The following is a 19,583-nucleotide window of genomic DNA, read 5'->3' as shown; positions in this document are numbered from 1 at the left end:
GGCGGGCGCCAGCGAGGCGAACGGAAGACGCCGCCTACCGGACGAGCCCGACGAACTCCCCCTGGTCCCCGGCCAGCAGCCCGCCGGCCCGCTCCAGGGGGACGAAGAAGCACCGGAAGACCATCCCCCGGTCCTCGTCGCCGCTGACGACGGTGTGCATCCAGTCGTCCCGGGTCTCGGCGGTCTCCGCCTGGAAGTAGACGGTGATCTGCGGCTGCCCGGTATGAGGATGCGGACTCTGCTGCACGGCCAGCGCCGCCCCCAACGCGACTCCCGCCACGCCGGTCTCCTCGGCGATCTCCCGCAACGCGGCCGCGGCGAGCAGTTCCCCGCCCTCCACACCCCCGGCCGGCACCTGGGTCCCCGCCTCCGGGAAGTCCCGGTGATCGAACACCAGCAACTCCGGCCCACCCGGCCGCCGGCGGATCACGTAGGCGGCAGTCCTGACACGAGCGATGTACATCGGGAACCTCCGGTCAGAGCCGAGCACATCGGCCGGCACGAGTCCGGGCCCACGCTACGGCGCGGCGGGCGGGCCCGGACCGGCGGCGACGGAAGGCGTACGGCGTGGGGACAGCGAACTCCGATGGCACATCCTGTGATCAGGAGTCCGTGTGCCGGCGGGCGGTGGGTCGGGGATGGAGGGGTGTAGTGGCGATGCTCATCAGGGGGAGGTTCCGACCGGGGAAGGTGCCCGAGGGGATCGTGCCGGTCCGGGTGGCTCCCATGGCGCGGTAGAACGGTTCGGCGTGGGGCTCGGATCCGATCTCCAGCCGGGTGAAGCCGAGGGCTTCGGCGACCGCGACCGCGTGCTGGAAGAGCCGCCGGCCGACGCCGGTTCCGATGGCCGGCGGGTCGACGAAGAGCATGCCCAGTTCCCCGTGCGGCGGGTCGCCCTGGACGGTGACGAAGCCGAGGATCCGGCCCCCGTGCTCCGCCACCGAGGTGCGGCGCCGTTCGATGTCGCCGGGCGCCAGCGTCAGCTCCGCGCTGCACCGGGCGAGGAAGTCCCGGTCGTATCCCCAATGGCCCTTGGAGCGCAGGGCCAACTCGCTCAGCTCTCCCGCTTCGTGCGGCCGGGCTGCTCTGATCTGCATGGGTGGCTTCCCTTCTGCGGTCGGCGGAGCCCCGGCGGCGGGGTGTGTGAGCATGGGCTGATGGTGGGCGGGCTTCGGGGCGAGGCGTCGATCCTCATTCCCGAGGACGAGTTGCGGTGGGAGCTTCCCGCCGATCCCGCGGTCGGCCGGGCCGATCCCACCCTGGGCGGCTTCCGCACCGTCCTCACCGTCGACACCACCGCGTGCGCCGCCCTGGATGCGCGGCAGCGGCAGCGGATCCGTGAGCGGGTCGCGCGGTTCCGGCGCAGCGGGGACGTCGTCGTGGCGAACGTCGACGGTGTCCTCACCGTGACCGTCGACTGGATCGCCGGCCCTCCGGAGTCCGGGCGCCTCGCCCGGGAACATCTGGCCGCGGTGCTGCGCGACGCCCTCTGACCCGGGCGGGCTCAGGTGAGGACTTCCAGCTTCAGCCCGTCGATCCGGCTCCTCTCCGCGGTGAGGCCGATGCTCGTGATCAGGCCGCCCACGATGCCGAACCTGAACACCACCAGCGGGCGGTCGTCGCGGATCCAGACGGCGCCCACGTCGCCGTCGACCAGGGCGAGCTTCGCGCCGCCCGCGCGGCCGAAGAGGAACCGGCCCGCGGCCACCGAGCCGAACGCCTCCTCGGGGGCGCCCAGCCGTACCGCGGGGGTGTCGGCGCGCAGGACGACGTCGGGGTCGAGGACGCCGAGGAGGGCTTCGAAGTCGCCGCCGCGGGAGGCCAGCAGGAAGGCGGAGACGACCTCGCGGCTGCGCTTGGCGTCGGCCGCGGGCGGCGTCGCCGCGCCCTGGATGCGGCGGCGCGCGCGGCTGGCGAGCTGCCGGGCCGCCCCCGGCGTGCGCTCGATGATCCGGCCGATCTCGTCGAACGGTACGTCGAAGAGGTCGTGCAGGACGAAGGAGAGCCGCTCCGCGGGGCCGAGCGTGTCCAGGAGGACGATCAGGGCCAGTCCGACCGAGTCGGTGAGGACGGCTTCCCGCTCGGGATCCGGTGCCTCCCGGCGGTCCCGTTCCGGCTCGTGGACCTGCTCGTCCGTGAGGTCCTCGCGCCGCGACCGACGGGCGCGCAGCATGCTGAGGCAGACCCGCGTCACCACGGTCGTCAGCCAGGCGTCGAGGTTGCGCACCTGGTCGGTGTCCGCGCGGCAGAGCCGCAGCCAGGCTTCCTGGACCGCGTCCTCCGCGTCGCCGGACGAGCCGAGCATGCGATAGGCGATCGCCTGCAGGCGCGCTCTGCGGACCTCGAACAAGTCCGCCTGCAACTGCTGTGCGTTCACTGTCACATGTCCCTCCCGGCGCGCGTCATGGTAGTGACCCGCGCGAAGCCCGGCAGTATGAACAGCAACATACGGGATATTCCGAGCTTATGGGTAATTCTGCCCCATGTCGGACCGCTCTACGCTGCTGTTCATGAGGCGAAGCGCTGTGGAACTGGTGATCTTCGACTGCGACGGCGTGCTCGTGGACAGCGAGCGGATATGCATCAAGGTCGACGCGGTCGTCATGGCAGACCTGGGATGCGCCTTCACCGAAGCCGAAATGGCCGAGCTGTTCGTCGGCTCGTCCGCCGAGGTCTACACGGCGGTCGTCGAGGAACGGTTCGGACGGCGGCTGGAAAAGGGCCGGCACCGGCAATACGACCACCTTTACCGGGCGGCGCTCGAAGAACAACTGACCGCGGTCGACGGCATTCCGGAAGTCCTCGACGGACTCACCACGGGCTTCTGCGTCGCGTCGAACGGTGACCACGCCGCCATCCGGCGCAGCCTGACGACCACCGGTCTCCTCCGCCATTTCGGGAACCGCATATTCAGCGCGGCCGACGTTCCGCGCGGCAAGCCCGCTCCCGACCTCTTCCGGTACGCCGCCCGCGTCATGGGCGTGCCGCCCGACCGCTGCGCGGTGGTCGAGGGCAGCGTCTACGGCGTGCGGGCGGCCCGGGCCGCGGGGATGCGGGCCTTCGGCTACTGCGGCGGGCTCACGCCGGCCGCGCGGCCGGCGGGGCCGGGCACGGTCGTGTTCGACGAGATGCGCGACCTGCCCGCGCTGCTGGCGGACTGACCGCGGGGGCGGAGCGGCGCGGGCTTCGCCGCGGGCCCCGACTTCCCGTACGTACCGGGGCGTTGACCCCGGGCGGCAGGAGGCTTACGTTGACAGAGCACAGTCAGAAAGCGCTTTCTTCTCGATCTCAGGAGAACCACTGTGCCCACCCCCCACCGCCGCATCCCCCTCCGGGCCGCCCTCGTCGCAGCCGCCGCCGGCTGCCTCCTCGCCGCCGCCCCCGCCCCCGTACCCGCCGCCACGACTCCGCCGGCCCCGGCCGCCGAACGCCTCGTCCTCTTCGACGGCACCGGCACCGAAGGCTGGAGCCAGGCCGGACCCGGCGGGTTCACGCTCGCCGACGGCGCGCTCACCTCGTACGGCGGCCTCGGCCTCATCTGGTACTCCGGCCGGGAGTTCGGCACCCGCTACCACCTGACCCTCGACTGGCGCATGGCCGGTGACGACAACTCCGGTGTCCACCTCGGCTTCCCCGCCGGTGACGACCCCGCCATCCGCAACAGCGGCTTCGAGGTCCAGATCGACGCCACCGACTCCCCCGACCGCACCACCGGCGCGGTGTACGGGTTCCAGTCGCCCGACATCGCCGCCCGCGACGCCGCGCTCCGGCCGCCCGGCGAGTGGAACACCTACGACCTGCGGGTCGACGGCGACCGGCTCACCGTGGAGCTCAACGGCGTGCGGATCAACGACTACACCGACACCGTCCCCGAACGCCGGCTCGGGCCCGGCCACATCGGGTTGCAGAACCACGGGACCGGGGACGAGGTCTCGTTCCGGAACATCGTGATCGAGGTCTATGGCAAGTGACGAGCAGGCGGGGACCGTCGTCCCGCCGCACCGCCTCCACCGTTGGGAGCCCCATGAGCCGCACGATCAAACCCCTGTCCCTCGTCGCCGCGCTCACCGTCCTGCCCGCCTTACTGGTGGCGACGCCCTCCGCCGTGGCCGCGCCCGAGCCCACCGGCACGAGCGCACCGAACGCGGCCGGGTTCACCCGCACCGCGCTGGTCGACTCCGACCTCGCCGACCCGTTCGAGCTGGCCGTCACGCCCGACGGGCGGGTGCTGTACGCGCAGCGCACCGGTGAGCTGAAGATCATCGACCAGGAGACGCGGGAGGTCACCACCGCGTACGACTTCGACTATCCGCTGGAGTTCACCACCCAGTCCGACGGGCTGATCGGGCTCACGCTCGACCCCGCGTTCGCGCAGAACCACCGGCTGTACGTCATGCACTCCGACAAGGCCGAGAAGAAGGTCAACATCTCCCGGTTCACCCTCAAGGGCGACCGGCTCGACCCCGCCTCGCAGAAGGTGCTGCTGTCCATTCCCACCTGGCGCGGCGAGGGCCGCGCCAACGTGCACATGGGCGGCTCGCTGGCCTTCGACAGCAAGGGCAACCTGTACGCCGCCACCGGCGACAACACCGACCCCTTCGAGTCGGACGGCTTCACCCCGACCGACGAGCGCGCCGGCCGGCACGCCTGGGACGCCCAGTCCACCGCCGCCAACACCAACGATCTGCGCGGCAAGGTGCTCCGCATCAAGCCCACCAAGGGCGGCACGTACACCGTGCCGAAGGGCAACCTCTTCCGGAAGGGCGAGACGAAGACCCGGCCGGAGATCTACGCGATGGGCTTCCGCAACCCGTTCCGCATCTCCGTCGACCCCGCGACCGACGCGCTGATGGTCGGCGACTACGGCCCCGACTCCCGCACGGCGAACGAGAACCGCGGCCCGGCGGGCATCGTCGAGTACAACCTCATCTCCAAGGCCGGCAACATGGGCTGGCCGTACTGCGTCGGCAACAACATCCCGTTCAACGACTACGACTTCGCCGCCGGCACCTCCGGCGGGAAGTTCGACTGCGCCGCGCCCGTGAACGACTCGCCGAACAACACGGGCAAGACGCAGTTGCCGCCGGCCACCGCCGCGCAGGTCTGGTACTCGTACGCGGCCTCCGCCGAGTTCCCGCAGCTCGGCTCCGGCGGCGGCGGCCCGATGGGCGGCCCGGCGTACGACTTCGACCCGGACCTCGACAGCGCGACGAAGTTCCCCGAGGCGTACGACGGCAAGTGGTTCAACTACGAGCTGACCCGCAAGTGGTTCAAGACGTTCTCGTACGCGGACGGCAAGCTGGAGTCGATCGACCCGGTGTTCGAGGGCATGAGCTGGATCCAGCCCTTCGACGCCGAGTTCGGCCCTGACGGCTCGCTGTACGTCATCGACTTCGGAGCGGGCAGCGGCGTCGGCCGCGGGAGCACCAACACGGACGCCGGTATCTACCGCATCGACTACGCCGCGGGCGCAGCCGACTAGGCGGCACGGCACGGGCGCAGCCCGTGGCCATGGCCGACGGGTGCCGCCGGGCGATTCTCTCCCCGCCCGGCGGCACCCCCGGCCGTCCCTGGCCAGCCCCGGGGACGGCCGTACGGGCCGCGCCCCCCCGGCGGCCCACACGCGACCTCGGCGGTCCCGGGGGACGGCCGTACGCGACCGGCCCCACGGGTGTGCCGGACCGGCTACTCCAGCACCGCTATGTCCAGCTCCTCCAGCCGGCCCGGCTCGCCCACCAGCTCGATCGCCGTGATCCTGCCGTCCTCCAGGGTGAAGCCGAACGCCACGATCGTGCGCGCCTTCGCCTGCCACACGGCGCCCACGGCCCCGTCGACGAGCGCGAGCCGCGCCCCCTGCGCTCCGCCGGAGAAGATCCTCGCCACCCCCTCGGCCCCGTGCGTCGCCTGCGCCGCGCCGATGCTCACCGCGGTGGCGTCGGCCCGCATCGCGACGTCCGGCGCGAGCAGCGCCAGCAGCCGGTCGAACTCGCCCTTGCGGGCGGCGGTGAGGAACGCGCTCACGACCTTGTGCTGACGCCGCAGGTCGGGCAGCGGAGACGCGCCCTGGACGCGGCGGCGGGCCCGGCTGGCGAGCTGCCGCGTGGCCGCCGGGCTGCGCTCGATGACCGCGGCGATGTCGGAGAACGGCACGGCGAACATGTCGTGCAGCACGAAGGCCAGCCGTTCGTCCGGCTCCAGCGTGTCGAGCACGACCAGCAGCGCCTTGCCCACCGAGTCGGCGAGCAGGGCCGCCTGCTCCGGGTCGGCGGCCTCGTCGGCCGGGGCGGCGGGCGGGGGGTCGGCGTGCTGGTCGAGCAGTTCCTCGAAGAGTTCCTCGCGCCGGGTACGGGCCCGCAGGATGTCCAGGCAGACGCGGCCGACGACGGTGGTGAGCCAGGCGTCGAGGTTCTCGACGGCCGCCACGTCGGCGCGCTGCAGCCTGATCCACGCCTCCTGCACCGCGTCCTCGGCCTCCTCCGCGGAGCCGAGCATGCGGTGGGCCACGGCCTGGAGCCGCGGGCGCTTCTCCTCGAACCTGCCGGCCAGCAGTTCGCTCTCGTACATGGCCACCATCATCCTCCTTGCCGGTGCGGCCGCGCGGCGGGACGGTGTCACACCCTCCCGCCGGCAGACGTCGTAGCAGTGTGCACGCCGGAATCCGGCGGCACCGCAATTTCCATGAGGAGTGATATTCCATGCAGCCGCGAATGCAGAATCCGGCCATGATTCTCGACGCCATGCAGCCCGTCGGGGACATTTACAAGGCCGCTTTTTCCGGCGGGGTTCCGAAAACCACGCTCGACCTGGTGCACCTGCGCGCCAGCCAGATCAACGCGTGCAGTTCGTGCGTCGACTCCGGCGCCCGTAACGCCCGCAAGAGCGGCGAGACCGACGAGCGGCTCGCCAGCGTCGCCGCCTGGCGGGACGCACCGTATTTCACCGACGAGGAGCGCGCGGCGCTGGCGCTGACGGAGGCCACGACGCGGATGGCCGACCGCAGCGACCCGGTGCCCGACGCCGTCTGGGACGAGGCCGCCAAGCACTACGACGAGAAGGGCCTCGCGGCCCTCGTGCTGACGATCGCCGTGACCAACCTGTTCAACCGGCTCAACGCGACCACCAAGCAGGTGCCGCAGGACTGGAGTTCCTGACCGGGGCTTCGCACACCGGCCCGGTCCGCGGGCGGCGGACCGGGCCGAGTGCTGTCCGGGTGGGCTCTGTCCGGGGCGGCTGCCGTCCGGGCGGGCTGCTGTCCGGGCGGGCTGCCGTCCGGGGTGGCGGACAGCGGACCTGCCCTCCTCCGCGGGGATACTCCGCGCTAGCGGTTCGGCTCCTCGACGAGCGTGGCGGCGCGGGGGTCGGGGTGCGGGGCGGTGCGCGGTGCGGTGCGCGGGGCGGGGAGGATGCCGGCGCCGTGGAGGTGGCGGCGGGCGGCGGCGACGGCGTCGGGGGTCGTGGCGTACTCGCGGCCCTCGGCCCGTAGCAGATCCAGCGCGCCCACGGAGTCGAGCGCCCGCCGGTGCTCGGGGCGGATGCCGGAGGTGAGGACGACGATGCCGCGGCGGTCGAGGGTCTCCACCGCGTCCTTGAGGACGAGGGCGCCGGTGGCGTCGATGGTCGAGACCCGGGACATCCGCAGGATCACGACGCGTACGTCGGCGATGTCGGTCAGCTCCAGCAGGAAGCGGTGCGCGCCGGCGAAGAAGAGGGGCCCTTCGAGGCGGTACTTGACGATGTGCTCGGCGAGCAGCGAGTGCTCCTCGTCGGTGTGGTCGCCGGGCAGGTGGGCCTTGAAGGAGACCTGGTCGAGCCGCGCCTGCCGGGCCACGTCGCGCAGCGCGAGGGCACCGGCGACGAGCAGGCCGATGATCACGGCGTAGACGAGGTCGAGGGCGAGGGTGGCGCCGGCGGTCAGCACGAGCACGGCGGCGTCGGAGCGGGTCGCCCGCGCCATCGCCCGCAGCGAGGCGACCTCGACCATGCGCACGGCGGTGGCGAGCAGCACCCCGGCGAGGGCGGCGAGGGGGATCTTCGACACGAGCGGCGCGGCGGCGAAGACGATGACGGCGAGGACGGCGGCGTGGGTGAGGGACGCGAGCCGGGAACGGGCGCCGGTACGGACGTTGACGGCGGTACGGGCGATGGCGCCGGTGGCGGGTACGCCGCCGAAGAGGGGGGCGGCGATGTTGGCCAGGCCCTGGCCGAGGAGCTCTTTGTCGGGGTCGTGGTGCTGGGGGGCGGGGGCGGGGGCGGGGGCGGTCTTGTCCTTCCGGCTCGTCTGGCCCGTCTGCGCTGCCTGGCTCGTCTGCGCTGCCTGGCTCGTCTGGCCCGTGTGGCCCGTCTGCGCTGCCTGGCTCGCCTGTGCGGTGGCCATGCCGTCTGCGACCTGCGCCGAGAGCAGCGACTCCAGCGCGGCGAGCGCGGCAACGGCGACGGCGGGGGCGAGGAGCGTACCGAGGTCGCCCATGTCGAGGAAGCCGAGGGAGGGGGCCGGGAGGCCGGCGGGCAGCTCGCCGATCGGCTTCGCATCCGTGAGGTGGAACGCCTGCGCGGCGAGGGTGGCGGCGATGACGGCGACGATGGAGAAGGGGACGGTGGGCCGCCAGCGCGCCCCGGCGAGCATGACGGTGACGACGGCGGCGGTGAGAGCGACGGCGGTCCAGTTGGGGGCGGCGGCGAACTCCTCCAGCGCGCGCCAGGTGACGACGAGGACGCGCTCGCCTTCGGGCTTCTCGACGCCGAGGGCGTTGGGCATCTGCTGCAGTGCGATCACGCACGCGATGCCGAGGGTGAACCCCTCGACGACGGGGGCCGGTACGTACCGCATGTACCGCCCCGCGCGCGCCACCGCGAGCCCGACGAGCATCACCCCCGCGAGCAGCCCCACCGCGAGCACCCCGCCGGGCCCGTACTGGGCGACGATGGGCACCAGCACGACGGTCATGGCCCCGGTCGGCCCGGAGACCTGGAAGCTGGACCCTCCGAAGAACGCCGCCACCGCCCCGGCCACGACGGCGGTCGCGAGTCCGGCCTCGGCCCCGAGCCCGGAGGAGACCCCGAAGCCGAGCGCGAGCGGGAGCGCGACGATCGCGACGGTCAGCCCGGCGAGCAGATCCCGCCGCGGCTCGCGCCCCATGTCCCCGAGGTCGGCGCGTGCGGGCAGCAGCGCACGAACCGGGCGCCAGACCCGGAGGAGGAATGCGTTCACCGCGCCTCGGCCTCGGCTTCCCGCAGTTCGGCGAGGAGTTCGTTCTGCCCGGCGAGCATCTCGGTGAGGATCCGCCGCGCCGCGCGCATCAACTCGGCGACGTCACCGCCGGCGAGGGCGTATATGACGGTGGACCCTTCGCGGGTGGCGGTGACGATGCCGGAGCGGCGGAGGACGGCGAGCTGCTGGGAGAGGGCGGGGGCTTCGATGCCGCCGATCTCGGTGAGGAGGTCGCGGACGGCCATGGGGCGGTCTTGGAGGAGCTCGAGCACGCGGATGCGGACGGGGTGGCCGAGCATGCGGAACAGGTCGGCTTTGGCTTGGTAGAGCGGGACCTGCACGTGAGTCGACTCCAAGTGATCGGGTGGCGACTACATGATGTAGCAAATTGCAGAGTATTGCAATTTGCGAACCTGGGGCAGGGGCAGGGGCAGGGGCAGGGGGCAGGGGGCAGGGGGTGTGGGGGGGTGGGGGGGTGTGGAGGTGTGGGGTCTGAATTTCCCCTCACGCCCACCCAAGGGTATGCGGCTGCTCTGACAGTGCGGGGGCGGTGGGGCGTTGAGCTGGTACGTCGTGGCGGTGGGGCGGGCCGGGTGCGGGGGTGCGGTGTCGGGGTGGGGGTGCTTCGTTGGGGTGCCGGTGTACGGGGGTGGCGGCGAGGGGAGTGGCCGTGTCGTAAAGGCTCCCCCCGGGCCACCCCGGTTTTGAGTGTGCGGGCCTGCGTCCGGTGTCAAGGGCGCTCCTCTCCGCTTCGCTGCGAGGAGCGTCGCTGCGCGATGGGGCTTCGCCCCACCCTTGACACCGGACTCCGGCCCGTAAAAGACCGGCGGCTATGGGTGGCCCGGAGGGAGCGGGCGCCCTCCGACTGGGACTACGGATGCCGTGCCCGGCGGACGGGGCAGCCCACGGAGCCGGGGCCGCGCCGATCGCCGGTATCCCCAGCGGACGGGGGCGGGACCCCGGTGCCGGGTCTGTCCCGATCGCCGATCCCCCCTGCGGACGGGGCGGGCGGGCTGCCGCGCGCCGGGTCTTCCCCGAGCGCCGATGCCCCAGGCGGACGGGGGCCGGGCCGCCGGACTCCGGGTTTGTCCTGATCGCCGATCTCCCCGGCAGGCTGGGGGCGGAGGCCGGGGTGGGCTGCACTTCCTCGCCGCTCGCCCCGGCGGGCGGGGCGGCGGGCCCCATGGCTCCGGGCTCAGGCCGGTCGCCGGTCCCTCCGGCAGGCGGAAGGCCAGGGCGGTGCCGGCGGAAGTGGGCGCGGGGCTCCCGTCCGGCCGGGGTCCCGCGCGTGGGTGTCGTTGGGCGAAAGTCGGGCTCCGGGGGCCTATTTGGCCCGTATCCGGGGGTGTTACCGCAGGTTACGACACAAGCTCTCCGCTTGGGCGTGCGGGCGGTGGCCGCCTGGCCTCGGAACGGCTGCGTGCGCGTCTGTGGGCGAAAGTCTGGCCGTGTGGGTGAGTTGCCCCGGTTTGGGCCCGCTGTTACCACGAGTTACGGTCCAATTCCTCCGCCCGGGCCTCTGCCCCCTACGCCGACTCCCGTACCACCAGGTCCGGTTCGAAGATCACCGATCTCGGGCTTGCCCCCGGCGACTCCAGTGCCGTCAGCAGCAGGCTCACCATCTCGCCCGCCATCTCCTCCACCGGCTGCCGCACCGTCGTCAGCTCCGGGCGCGTCGACGTCGCCGCGCTGCTGTCGTCGAAGCCGATCACCGCCACATCCTCCGGGACCCTTCTGCCCTGCTCGCGCAGGACCTGCACCGCCGCTCGCGCCATCAGGTCGTTCGCCGCGAAGACACCGTCCAGGTCCGGGTGTTCCCGCAGCAGGCGGGTCATCGACTGCTCGCCGCTCGCCGCCGTGAAGTTCCCCTCCGCGCACGGGACGTACGCGTGGCCGTGGCGGGCCATCGCCTGGTTGAAGCCGTCGAGTCGCTCCTGGCCCGCCAGTACGTCCAGGGGGCCGCATATCGTCACCGGGCGGCGGCAGCCGCGGGCGAGGAGGTGTTCCGCGGCCAGGCGGGCGCCGTCGCGGTGGGCCAGGTCCACGTAGCCGGCCGGGACCGGGCGGGCCGGGCGCGCGAACAGCACCGTCGCCACGCCCGCGGCCGTCAGCATGCCCGGCAGCGGGTCCTCGCCGTGGGTGGAGACCAGCAGCGCCCCGTCCGCGATGCCCTGGCGCAGGTGCGCGACGACCTGTTCGCGGGCCTCCGCCGTCTCGGCGAGCATCAGCATCGGGTGCATGCCCCGCGGGCGCAGCGCGCCCATCACGCCGTCGACCACGCGGCCGAAGAACGGATCGGAGAAGACGTAGCGCCGGTACGCGGCCTCGTCGCCACCCTCGCCCGCGCCGGAGATCACCAGGCCCACCGCACCTGTGCGCCGGGTGACGAGGGAGCGGGCCGCGCTGTTGGGTGCGTACCCGGTCGTACGGACCGCGGCGCGGACGGTCTCCTGGATCGCCGGGTCGACGTTCCGGGTGCCGTTGATCACGCGCGAGACCGTGGCCCGGGACACTCCGGCGACCCGGGCCACGTCCTCCAGCGTCGGCGGTCGGCCCATACGCGCCTTTATAGCACGCGCCGGAAACCGCTCTCCAACACCTGATCGATCAGCGGTACACGCCGAACTCGTAGAGCGAGTACCCGTATCCGGTGCCCCGCGCGGTGCCGTTCATCCGCACGTAGCGGCCGGTGCCCGAGACCTCCAGGTCGTCGATCCCGCCATTGCCCGCGGTCGTCTCGTACACCGTCCGCCAGTTCTGGCCGTCGTCGGAGACCTGGATCGCGTACGACCTCGCGAACGCGGCCTCCCACGCGAGCTGGACGTGCGTGAACGTCGTCCGCTCGCCGAGGTCGACGCTCAGCCACTGCGGGTCGGCCCACGCGCTGGCCCAGCGGGTCGTGTAGCTGCCGTCGGTGGCGTCGCCGGCCTCGCAGGGGCAGCCGCCGTAGGCGTCGGTCTGCTCGGTGGACGCCGTGGACGGCTTCCCCCGTGCGACGTTGGTGCCGTCGACCGGCGGCGGGACGACCTTCACCGACAGCGTCTCGATGCCGACGTTGCCCCTGCCGTCCGTCGCGCGCAGGTACACCTTCCACACGCCGAGCCGGTCCGGCGCCGTCACCGCGAACGTCCCCGCGCCCGTCTGCCGGAACTGCGCCGGCCGCAGCGCCTTGTCCTGGTCGATGTAGTTGCTGTTGACGAGCACCCCGTACGTCAGCGCGTCCCCGTCCGGGTCGGCGATGTCCGCGGAGAGCGTGAACTCCCTGCCCGCCGGCACCGCGCCCGCGTCCCCGACGCGCAGGCCGGAGATCACCGGCGGGGTGTTGTCGCCGCCCGTGTCGCGCCCGTACGCCTCCTTGACCGCGTAGTACGACAGCCGCCGCTGCTTGTCCGGCGTGAGGTTGAACCACACGCCGCCGAAGTCGTTCTCGATGCCGTAGTGGAAGAGGGTGGCGCCGAGCGCGACGCCGCGGTGGCCCGTCACGCAGTCCCACGCGCGCTCGTAGCCCTCGGCCTTGGCGACGTCGGACGGCTCCGCCGGCACGCCGTTGGCGTCGTCCTCGACCTCCCACTCGCCCGGCGGGCCGCCCTCGGTGACGATGTACGGCTTGTCGTAGCCGCCGGCCTCCCAGGCGGCGCGCACGTCGCAGACGGCGGCGTACGCGTTGACGGCGTACAGGTCGAGGTCGGGGGCGTTGCGCTGGTAGTACGGCCAGGCGCCGACCCAGGCGTCGGTGGAGGTCACGGGGTGGTTCGGGTCGACCTGGTGGATGCGCTCGGCGACGTCGTTCACGAAGCCGGTGTACGCGTCGCGCTGGCGCTCCAGCTCGGCGCCCTGGTAGCAGTTCTGCAGGCCGAGGACCGACTCGTTGCCGACGTTCCACATCAGCACCCCGGGGTGGTCGCGGTACGTCTCGACCCAGCGGGGGAACTCGGCCAGCATGTCGTTCTTGTACGCGGTGTCCGCGACGTAGTCGACGCAGCCGCCGCTGCCCGGGCCGCCGCCGGGCTGGAGCCAGAAGCCGGCGATGACCTTGACGCCGTTGGCCGCGGCGGCGTCGAGGAGCGGGCGGGTGGTGGCGTCGGTGCCCCAGGTACGTACCGTATTGGCGCCCAGGGACGCGACGTCCGGCATGTACGAGGCGGCTTCGGCTACGGGCGGGCCCCAGGTCAGGCCCTTGACGGTGTACGGCTGGCCGTCGACGGTGAGCTGCCACGCGCCTTGCGAGCCGGTGACCTTGACGACGCTCCCGGCGGCGGCTTCGGGGCCCGCGGCTCCGGAGGCGGGCGCGGTCACGGAGGCGGGCTCCGGGGCCGGCTGTACGGCGGCGGCCGGGAGCGCGGTCGTCAGGCCGGCCAGCAGCGCGCCTGCGGCCAGGACGGCGGGCAGTGCGGCGGGCAGGCCCCTGGCGCGCCGGGGTCTCGCCGCGCCGGGGGGTGCGGGGGGTCGGGGTGCATGGGGGGGATCCTCCAGCGGTGGGGGTCAGGGAAGCTCGTAGTTCTCGTCGAGGGCGGCGCCCGCTTCGGGGTGGGTCTCGTCGTAGCCGCGCGCGTTGCACTGGAGCGCGCCGACGACGCAGTGGTCGACGAGCGCCCTGAGGGTGGCGTCGTCCCAGACGTTGATGAAGTCGTAGTGGAAGGAGTAGCCGCGGCCGCTGGAGAGCGCGATCCGTGACATGTCTCCGTTGACCGGGAACGCCATCTTGAACTCGATCATCGGCAGCGCCACCGGGTGGCTCTGCGGGCAGACGTCGTTGTTCGTACCGGCCTTGACCACGGGGTACGCCATGTGGCTCTTGTGGTCGGGGGTGTCCAGGTAGCGGCCGTCCCAGCAACTGGGCGCCTGCATCCGGATGTTGAGCTGGGTGTCCCGGGTGCCGGGGCAGGTGGCGGGGAAGTCGACGTTGAAGTAGCTCTCGCCGCATTCCCAGCCCTCCACGAAGCCCGGGTGGTCGCGGAACTCCTCGGCGCTCTGCAGCGGGCTGCCGACGACGAAGCGCAGGCCCTTGGGGAACGGGCGGACGCTGGTGTAGTCGGTGACGCCGGCCTTGTAGTAGATGACCTGCTCGCCGACCGGCAGTACGGGCCGGCCGTCGTTGAGGACGGTGGGCATCCAGTAGCCGGACTTGTCGCCGGGCGCCTTGCACTCGGTGCCGCCGGCGTCCAGCGAGGCGGTGGTGCTGTGGGCGTCGGTGGTGTCGTTGCCCATGAAGGTGTGGTCGTGGGACTTGCCGGGCTGGCCGGGGTAGACGATGGGGTCGTCCGGCTTGGTGTGGGTGACCGAGCAGTTGGCCTGGAACTCGTGGAAGTAGCGGTGCGGCGGCTCCTTGTCGGACGGTACGACGCCGGTGACGGGCGGTTCCGCGGGGATGTAGCCGTCGCCGTCGGGGTCGTCGCCGGAGGCGACGGGGCGGGGCTGGGCGTGGGCGGCGTGGGCCGCGTGGGCGGCGTGGGCCGGGTCGCCGGCGCTGCCGTCTGCCGTGACCGTGCGGGCGCGGGCCTTCTCGCCGGTGGCCGCGATGGCACCGAGTGCGGTGACGCACAGGGCCAGGGCCAGGGCCGGCAGGAGTACGGCGTAGAGCCGCGATCTCCTCATCGGGGGCCTCCTGGGGGGTGGGGGAGGAGAACGGGAGAGCGCTCTCCCGTTGGCCTGGATGGTTACGCTCCGGAGAACAGCCGTCAAGAGAGCCGGCACGGACGCATGGGCCGATACGCGGGAACGCGCCAAATGCCGGACCCGATACGGCAGTTGGGCGCGCGTCCGTGGTGGGTACGGGATGATTCGGCGATGGTGTGCCGGTATAGGCCGTACGCCCCGTACGTCGCGGCGCTTCCCGTACGTCCGGCGCGCGCCCGGGAGTGCCCGCGCGCGTACGCCGTCGTCCGCCTGCTCTCGCGCCCCCGCGCCCCCCGTCCGTACCATGCACCGGTGCCGGACTCCGACCTGACGCCGTACTGGAACACCAACGTCGCCCACCACCCGGGCATCCTGCGCGCCGTCCCGGAGGGCTGCCACGACGCGCTCGACGTCGGCTGCGGCGACGGCCTCCTCGCGCGCAAGCTCGTCGCGCGGGCCGAGCGCGTCACCGGCGTCGACAACTCTCCGGAGATGATCGCCACTGCCCGCGAAGAGGCCGCCGACCGGCCCGGGATCGACTTCGTCGCGGGCGACTTCCTCACCGCCGACCTGCCCGCCGCCGGCTACGACTTCATCTGCTCGGTCTCCGCCGTGCACCAGATGGACTTCACCGCCGCCCTCGCCCGCATGCGCGAACTGCTGCGCCCCGGCGGCGTCCTCGTGGTCGTCGGCCTCGCCCGCGAGGCGAGCGCCGGCGACTGGGCCGTCACGGTCGCCGCCGCGCCCGTCGTCCGCGCCGCGAAGGTGCTGCGGCGCGCCTCCTTCCCCACCGGCATGCCGTTCATCAGCCCGCACATGAGCTACGGCGAGGTCCGCGCCGAGGCCCGCCGCGTACTCCCCGGCGTGCGCTACCGCCGCCACGTCCTGCGCCGCTACAGCCTCACCTGGCACGCCCCCTGACCGGCCGCCGCCCGGCGGCCCCCGACCGGATCCTGCCCGCCCCACCTCGCCCACGTGCGAGTTCACCTTCCCGTCACGTTGCGCGGTCTACGTCCCCGGCCGCCGGGCTCCTAGGCTGATCAGCATGCCGACCCACCGCATCAGCGCGCCCCTGCCCGCCTTCGACCCCGCGCAGGGGGAGGTCGTCATGCTGCCCGAGGCTCCCGAAGCCGGGTACTGGACCGGCTGTCCCGGGGTGCTGTACGAGCCCGAGCGGGGGCGGTGGCTGATGACGTACCGGCGACGGCGGCCGCGGGGGCACCCGGACGGCGAACGCGGCTGGCGGTGCGCGGTCGCGGTGAGCGAGGACGGGGTGGACTTCACCGACGTGTGGAGCGTGGAGAGCCGGCAGTTGGGCACCGACTCGATGGAGCGCTTCAGCCTGCTGCCCACCCCCGGCGGCTATCAGCTCTATCTCTGCTACGTCGACCCCGCCGACTCCCGCTGGCGCATCGACGTCGTCGACGCCGCCGCGCCCGACGCCTTCGACCTCGCCGGGGCCCGCCCCGCGCTCACCGCCGCCGGCACCGGCACCGAGGGCGTCAAGGACCCGTACACACTCCGGCACGGCCCGGTGACCTACCTCTTCGCGAGCTACGCGGCCGCCGGGATCGCCGCCGCGGACGCCGACCGCGCGCACGCCACCGCCGACGTCTTCAACACCGGCGTCACCACCCACCCCACGGGTCTCGCCCTCTCCCTCGACGGCGGCGCGACCTTCGCCTGGCAGGGCGAGGCCATGCCCACCGGCAGCGGTTGGGACGCGTACCAGACCCGGCTCAACTCCGCCGTCCCGCTCGGCCCGGGCGCCGGCTGGCTCGGCTTCTACGACGGCATCGCCTCCCACGAGCAGAACTACGAGGAGAACTGCGGCCTCGCGGTCTCGTACGACCTGCGCACCTGGCACCGGCTCAGCACCGAGGGGCCGTGGGCGGCCGTCCCGTACGGCACGGGCTCGGTGCGCTACGTCGACGCGGTGGTGGCCGAGGGCACGTGGCACCTCTACTTCGAGGCCGCGCGCCCGGACGGGGCGCACGAACTGCGGCTGGCGCGCGTGCCGGTGGGCTGAGCGGGGGTGCGGGTCCGCGGTCGGGGGGAGCCCGGTCCGCGGTCGGGCCGCGGGCTGTCTCCCCGGTCCGGCTCCGGTCCCTGGCTGAGCCACAGGGCCGGTCTGTGGCTGAGCCCGGGGCCGGTCAGTGCTGAGCCACGGGGCCGGTCCGCGGCGCGGAACTGTGACCGTGCTGTGGCCGACGGAGTGACCCCCGTCACGGCCGCGGCGCATCCGCCCTGGTCAACTGGGCGGATGCGCCCCGCCACCCGTGCCACCCGGCCGTTCCGTACACGTCAGGCCGGCCCCCGGGCCGGCGCCCTCGCCCTCGGGCTCGCCGCCGTACTGCTGCTCGCCGGCTGCGGCACCGAGCCGGCGGACGGCACCGTGGACGCCGGAGCCCCGACCGCGCCGGGCAACCCGACCCCGGTGGAGGTCGACGGCGTGACCGTCACCCGCGTCCACACGAACCCGGAGACCGCGGAGCCGGTGCGGGTGGAGTTCGAGATCGCCAACCGCGGGTCGGAGGCGATGACGTACACCGTCGCCTTCGAGGTCCGTACCGCCTCCGGCGAGGTGCTGGCGCACCCGGAGAAGATCGTGGAGTCGGTCCCGGCCGGCCGTACGGTGCCTGACCAGGCGGACGTCACCGCCGCGATGTCGGGCGGGCGCGGGGCCCAGGTGCAGATCGGCGAGGTGCGCAGCGTCCCGGCGGACGAGGCGCCGTCGACGGGCGGTCCGTGCCCGCCGACGGGGGTGCGGCTGTACGCGGACGAGGGCGATGCCGCGATGGGCCTGCGGGTCGTCGGGCTGCACCTGGAGAACTGCGGCACGGAGGTGCACCGGCTGGAGGGCTATCCGCGCGTGCAACTCCTCGACGAGGAGCACGCGGAGGTCACCGGCGTACGCATCCGCCGCGGCGGCGCCGCCATCGCCGCCGGCACCGGCGCGGACGCCCCGCCGCGGCCGCTGGCGCTGCAGCCGGGGGAGCGGGCATCGACGCAGTTGGTGTGGCGCAACACGGTCGAGGCGGGCGAGGCGGTCGACGTCCCGTACGTACGGCTGTGGGCGAAGCCCGATGCCGCACCGGTGACGGTGACGCCGGAACTGGACCTCGGCACGACGGGCGAACTCGGCGTCGGCGCCTGGCAGAAGACCGACTGACCTGCACCATCTCTTCCCGACTCTTCCCGCACGCCCGCCCAAGGGTAGCCGCGCGCTGTGACATCGCCGCGGGGCCGCGGCGGCGATGCCCCCGGAGGGGCGTGGGCTGCGCGAGATGTCAGAGGAGGCGCCTACCCTTGGGCGGGCGTGCGGGGGCGGTGGGCGGGGTCGGTGGCGCGTTTCGGGGTGAGCGGGCCGGTGCGCGGCGCCGGGTGCGCGCGGTCCGGGGTCACCTCGTGAGCGTACGGATGCGGTACCGCAGGCCCGACCTGCTGAGCTGCCAGCCGCCGTCCTCGGCGACCCGCCACTCCGGTCCCGGCACCGGCGCGTACGTGTCGCCGCCCGCCACCTCCGTGTCGACCTCCGTCACCGAGAGCGTCGTGGCGTGCCCCAGCGCGGCCCGGTAGACCTCCCCGCCGCCGATCACCCACACCGCCGTGACGCCCGGCGAACCCGCGGCCAGTTCCAGCGCCCCGTCGACGGACCCGGCGCCGACCGCGCCCTCCGCCGCCCACCGGGGATCGCGCGTCACCACGACGTTGCGCCTGCCCGGCAGCGGGCGGAACCGCGGCGGCAGCGAGTCCCAGGTCCTGCGTCCCATCACCACCGGGTGGCCGAGGGTGGTCGCCTTGAAGTGCGCCATGTCCTCGGGAAGGCGCCACGGAATGCCGTTGTCCGCGCCGATCACGCCGTCGCGCGCCTGCGCCCAGATGAGCCCTACGTTCACACCGCGACCGGGGCCTTGATGGCCGGGTGGTGCCGGTAGCCGACCACCTCGACGTCCGCGTAGGCGTAGTCGAAGAGCGATTCCGCCCGGCGCAGCCGCAGCTCGGGGAACTCGTACGGCGTGCGCGAGAGCTGCTCCGTCACCTGGTCGACGTGGTTGTCGTAGATGTGGCAGTCGCCGCCGGTCCAGATGAAGTCGCCGGGTTCGAGGCCGGTCTGCTGCGCCACCATGTGCGTGAGCAGCGCGTAGCCGGCGATGTTGAACGGAACGCCGAGGAAGAGGTCCGCGCTGCGCTGGTAGAGCTGGCAGGAGAGCCTGCCCTCGGCGACGTAGAACTGGAAGAAGGCGTGGCACGGCGGCAGCGCCATGTTCTCCAGCTCGGCGACGTTCCAGGCGGAGACGATCATGCGGCGCGAGTCGGGGTTGCGGCGGAGGGTGTCGAGCACGTCGCTGATCTGGTCGACGTGCCTGCCGTCGGGGGTGGGCCAGGAGCGCCACTGGACGCCGTAGACCGGGCCCAGTTCGCCGTCCGGTCCCGCCCATTCGTCCCAGATGCTGACGCCGTGCTCCTGGAGCCAGCCGACGTTGGAGTCGCCGCGGAGGAACCACAGCAGCTCGTACACGATGGACTTCAGATGCACCCTCTTGGTGGTGATCAGCGGGAAGCCCTGCGCGAGGTCGTAGCGCAGTTGGTGCCCGAAGACACTCCGGGTGCCGGTGCCCGTCCGGTCGGCCTTGGCCGTCCCGGAGGTGAGCACGGTTCGCAACAGGTCTTCGTACTGGGTGTCCGCCACAGCGGCGAGTCTACTGCCGCCCACCAGGCGGACCGCGAAACGGAGCCCCCGCCACCGCCCGGCGGC

General features: G+C 73.1%; 17 protein-coding genes and 2 pseudogenes. 8 read left to right on the top strand and 11 right to left on the bottom strand.

The window, feature by feature from the left end:
- Window positions 1-34: 34 nt before the first annotated feature.
- Together DMB38_RS08800 and DMB38_RS08795 are read right to left on the bottom strand one after the other, a co-directional pair.
- Window positions 35-463 carry an NUDIX domain-containing protein gene (locus DMB38_RS08800; RefSeq protein WP_125934697.1) on the bottom strand — a complete coding sequence of 143 codons (429 nt, stop codon included), beginning with the start codon at window positions 461-463 and terminating at the stop codon, window positions 35-37.
- Between the two features lie 139 nt (window positions 464-602).
- Complete coding sequence (locus DMB38_RS08795; protein WP_125934696.1) at window positions 603-1,097, bottom strand: GNAT family N-acetyltransferase; 495 nt, start codon at window positions 1,095-1,097, stop codon at window positions 603-605.
- Window positions 1,098-1,157: 60 nt separating this feature from the next.
- Here DMB38_RS08795 and DMB38_RS08790 point away from each other — a divergent pair, with 60 nt between their 5' ends.
- Window positions 1,158-1,493, top strand: coding sequence for a hypothetical protein (locus DMB38_RS08790; RefSeq protein WP_125934695.1), 336 nt, complete (start codon window positions 1,158-1,160; stop codon window positions 1,491-1,493).
- 11 nt (window positions 1,494-1,504) lie between these two features.
- Here the strand turns inward: DMB38_RS08790 and DMB38_RS08785 are convergent, their stop codons facing one another.
- A complete protein-coding gene (locus DMB38_RS08785; RefSeq protein WP_346429498.1) occupies window positions 1,505-2,383 on the bottom strand; it encodes a sigma-70 family RNA polymerase sigma factor in 879 nt (292 codons plus the stop codon).
- 127 nt (window positions 2,384-2,510) lie between these two features.
- Between DMB38_RS08785 and DMB38_RS08780 the strand changes: the two genes are divergently transcribed.
- The 3 genes and pseudogenes from DMB38_RS08780 to DMB38_RS08770 all read left to right on the top strand — a co-directional run.
- A complete protein-coding gene (locus DMB38_RS08780; RefSeq protein ID WP_206337662.1) occupies window positions 2,511-3,161 on the top strand; it encodes an HAD-IA family hydrolase in 651 nt (216 codons plus the stop codon).
- Between the two features lie 276 nt (window positions 3,162-3,437).
- Window positions 3,438-3,971: pseudogene (locus tag DMB38_RS08775) on the top strand (DUF1080 domain-containing protein); the annotation flags it as partial.
- A 182-nt stretch (window positions 3,972-4,153) separates the two neighbouring features.
- Window positions 4,154-5,461 (top strand): annotated as a pseudogene (locus tag DMB38_RS08770) (PQQ-dependent sugar dehydrogenase); the annotation flags it as partial.
- A 224-nt stretch (window positions 5,462-5,685) separates the two neighbouring features.
- Here the strand turns inward: DMB38_RS08770 and DMB38_RS08765 are convergent.
- Window positions 5,686-6,573: a sigma-70 family RNA polymerase sigma factor gene (locus DMB38_RS08765; RefSeq protein ID WP_125934692.1), complete on the bottom strand. Its 888-nt coding sequence runs from the start codon at window positions 6,571-6,573 to the stop codon at window positions 5,686-5,688.
- 134 nt (window positions 6,574-6,707) lie between these two features.
- Here DMB38_RS08765 and DMB38_RS08760 point away from each other — a divergent pair, with 134 nt between their 5' ends.
- Window positions 6,708-7,151 (top strand): carboxymuconolactone decarboxylase family protein, encoded by a 444-nt coding sequence (locus tag DMB38_RS08760; RefSeq protein WP_125938900.1) that lies wholly within the window; start codon window positions 6,708-6,710, stop codon window positions 7,149-7,151.
- 167 nt (window positions 7,152-7,318) lie between these two features.
- On the opposite strand, the gene DMB38_RS08755 is transcribed toward DMB38_RS08760, so the two are convergent.
- The 5 genes from DMB38_RS08755 to DMB38_RS08735 form a co-directional block, all read right to left on the bottom strand.
- The gene (locus DMB38_RS08755) at window positions 7,319-9,136 is read right to left on the bottom strand and encodes a SulP family inorganic anion transporter (RefSeq protein ID WP_240662682.1); all 1,818 of its coding nucleotides are present in this window, start codon (window positions 9,134-9,136) and stop codon (window positions 7,319-7,321) included.
- 68 nt (window positions 9,137-9,204) lie between these two features.
- On the bottom strand, window positions 9,205-9,549 hold the full coding sequence (locus DMB38_RS08750; protein WP_047015629.1) for a metalloregulator ArsR/SmtB family transcription factor: 345 nt from the start codon (window positions 9,547-9,549) through the stop codon (window positions 9,205-9,207).
- 1,185 nt (window positions 9,550-10,734) lie between these two features.
- Window positions 10,735-11,766: a LacI family DNA-binding transcriptional regulator gene (locus DMB38_RS08745; protein ID WP_125934690.1), complete on the bottom strand. Its 1,032-nt coding sequence runs from the start codon at window positions 11,764-11,766 to the stop codon at window positions 10,735-10,737.
- Window positions 11,767-11,815: 49 nt separating this feature from the next.
- Window positions 11,816-13,504, bottom strand: coding sequence for a discoidin domain-containing protein (locus tag DMB38_RS08740; protein WP_240662067.1), 1,689 nt, complete (start codon window positions 13,502-13,504; stop codon window positions 11,816-11,818).
- Between the two features lie 186 nt (window positions 13,505-13,690).
- Complete coding sequence (locus tag DMB38_RS08735) at window positions 13,691-14,803, bottom strand: DUF1996 domain-containing protein (RefSeq protein WP_125934688.1); 1,113 nt, start codon at window positions 14,801-14,803, stop codon at window positions 13,691-13,693.
- Window positions 14,804-15,136: 333 nt separating this feature from the next.
- On the opposite strand from DMB38_RS08735, the gene DMB38_RS08730 reads away from it, so the two are divergent.
- The 3 genes from DMB38_RS08730 (at window position 15,137) to DMB38_RS08720 (ending at window position 17,996) form a co-directional block, all read left to right on the top strand.
- Window positions 15,137-15,745, top strand: coding sequence for a class I SAM-dependent methyltransferase (locus DMB38_RS08730; RefSeq protein ID WP_125934687.1), 609 nt, complete (start codon window positions 15,137-15,139; stop codon window positions 15,743-15,745).
- A 124-nt stretch (window positions 15,746-15,869) separates the two neighbouring features.
- Complete coding sequence (locus DMB38_RS08725; RefSeq protein WP_125934686.1) at window positions 15,870-16,853, top strand: hypothetical protein; 984 nt, start codon at window positions 15,870-15,872, stop codon at window positions 16,851-16,853.
- Window positions 16,854-17,087: 234 nt separating this feature from the next.
- Window positions 17,088-17,996, top strand: a complete 909-nt coding sequence (locus DMB38_RS08720) for a DUF4232 domain-containing protein (RefSeq protein WP_240662066.1) — start codon at window positions 17,088-17,090, stop codon at window positions 17,994-17,996.
- 229 nt (window positions 17,997-18,225) lie between these two features.
- Here DMB38_RS08720 and DMB38_RS08715 read toward each other — a convergent pair whose 3' ends face one another.
- Together DMB38_RS08715 and DMB38_RS08710 are read right to left on the bottom strand one after the other, a co-directional pair.
- Window positions 18,226-18,723 carry a dihydrofolate reductase gene (locus tag DMB38_RS08715; protein WP_125934685.1) on the bottom strand — a complete coding sequence of 166 codons (498 nt, stop codon included), beginning with the start codon at window positions 18,721-18,723 and terminating at the stop codon, window positions 18,226-18,228.
- Window positions 18,720-19,517, bottom strand: a complete 798-nt coding sequence (locus DMB38_RS08710; protein ID WP_125934684.1) for a thymidylate synthase — start codon at window positions 19,515-19,517, stop codon at window positions 18,720-18,722. The genes DMB38_RS08715 and DMB38_RS08710 overlap by 4 nt, the downstream gene beginning before the upstream one ends.
- Between the last annotated feature and the right edge of the window lie 66 nt (window positions 19,518-19,583).

The organism is Streptomyces sp. WAC 06738 (genome assembly GCF_003945505.1).
Lineage (GTDB): Bacteria > Actinomycetota > Actinomycetes > Streptomycetales > Streptomycetaceae > Streptomyces.
The sequence above is the reverse complement of the archived record's forward strand: the minus strand, read 5'-3'. Positions and strand labels throughout refer to the sequence as shown.

Coding starts and splice junctions, on each gene's coding strand:
- DMB38_RS08800 (WP_125934697.1), bottom strand. CDS start 463: ATGTACATCGCTCGTGTCAGGACTGCCGCCTACGTGATCCGCCGGCGG.
- DMB38_RS08795 (WP_125934696.1), bottom strand. CDS start 1,097: ATGCAGATCAGAGCAGCCCGGCCGCACGAAGCGGGAGAGCTGAGCGAG.
- DMB38_RS08790 (WP_125934695.1), top strand. CDS start 1,158: ATGGTGGGCGGGCTTCGGGGCGAGGCGTCGATCCTCATTCCCGAGGAC.
- DMB38_RS08780 (WP_206337662.1), top strand. CDS start 2,511: ATGAGGCGAAGCGCTGTGGAACTGGTGATCTTCGACTGCGACGGCGTG.
- DMB38_RS08765 (WP_125934692.1), bottom strand. CDS start 6,573: ATGGTGGCCATGTACGAGAGCGAACTGCTGGCCGGCAGGTTCGAGGAG.
- DMB38_RS08760 (WP_125938900.1), top strand. CDS start 6,708: ATGCAGAATCCGGCCATGATTCTCGACGCCATGCAGCCCGTCGGGGAC.
- DMB38_RS08755 (WP_240662682.1), bottom strand. CDS start 9,136: ATGGGGCGCGAGCCGCGGCGGGATCTGCTCGCCGGGCTGACCGTCGCG.
- DMB38_RS08745 (WP_125934690.1), bottom strand. CDS start 11,766: ATGGGCCGACCGCCGACGCTGGAGGACGTGGCCCGGGTCGCCGGAGTG.
- DMB38_RS08735 (WP_125934688.1), bottom strand. CDS start 14,803: ATGAGGAGATCGCGGCTCTACGCCGTACTCCTGCCGGCCCTGGCCCTG.
- DMB38_RS08725 (WP_125934686.1), top strand. CDS start 15,870: ATGCCGACCCACCGCATCAGCGCGCCCCTGCCCGCCTTCGACCCCGCG.
- DMB38_RS08720 (WP_240662066.1), top strand. CDS start 17,088: ATGCGCCCCGCCACCCGTGCCACCCGGCCGTTCCGTACACGTCAGGCC.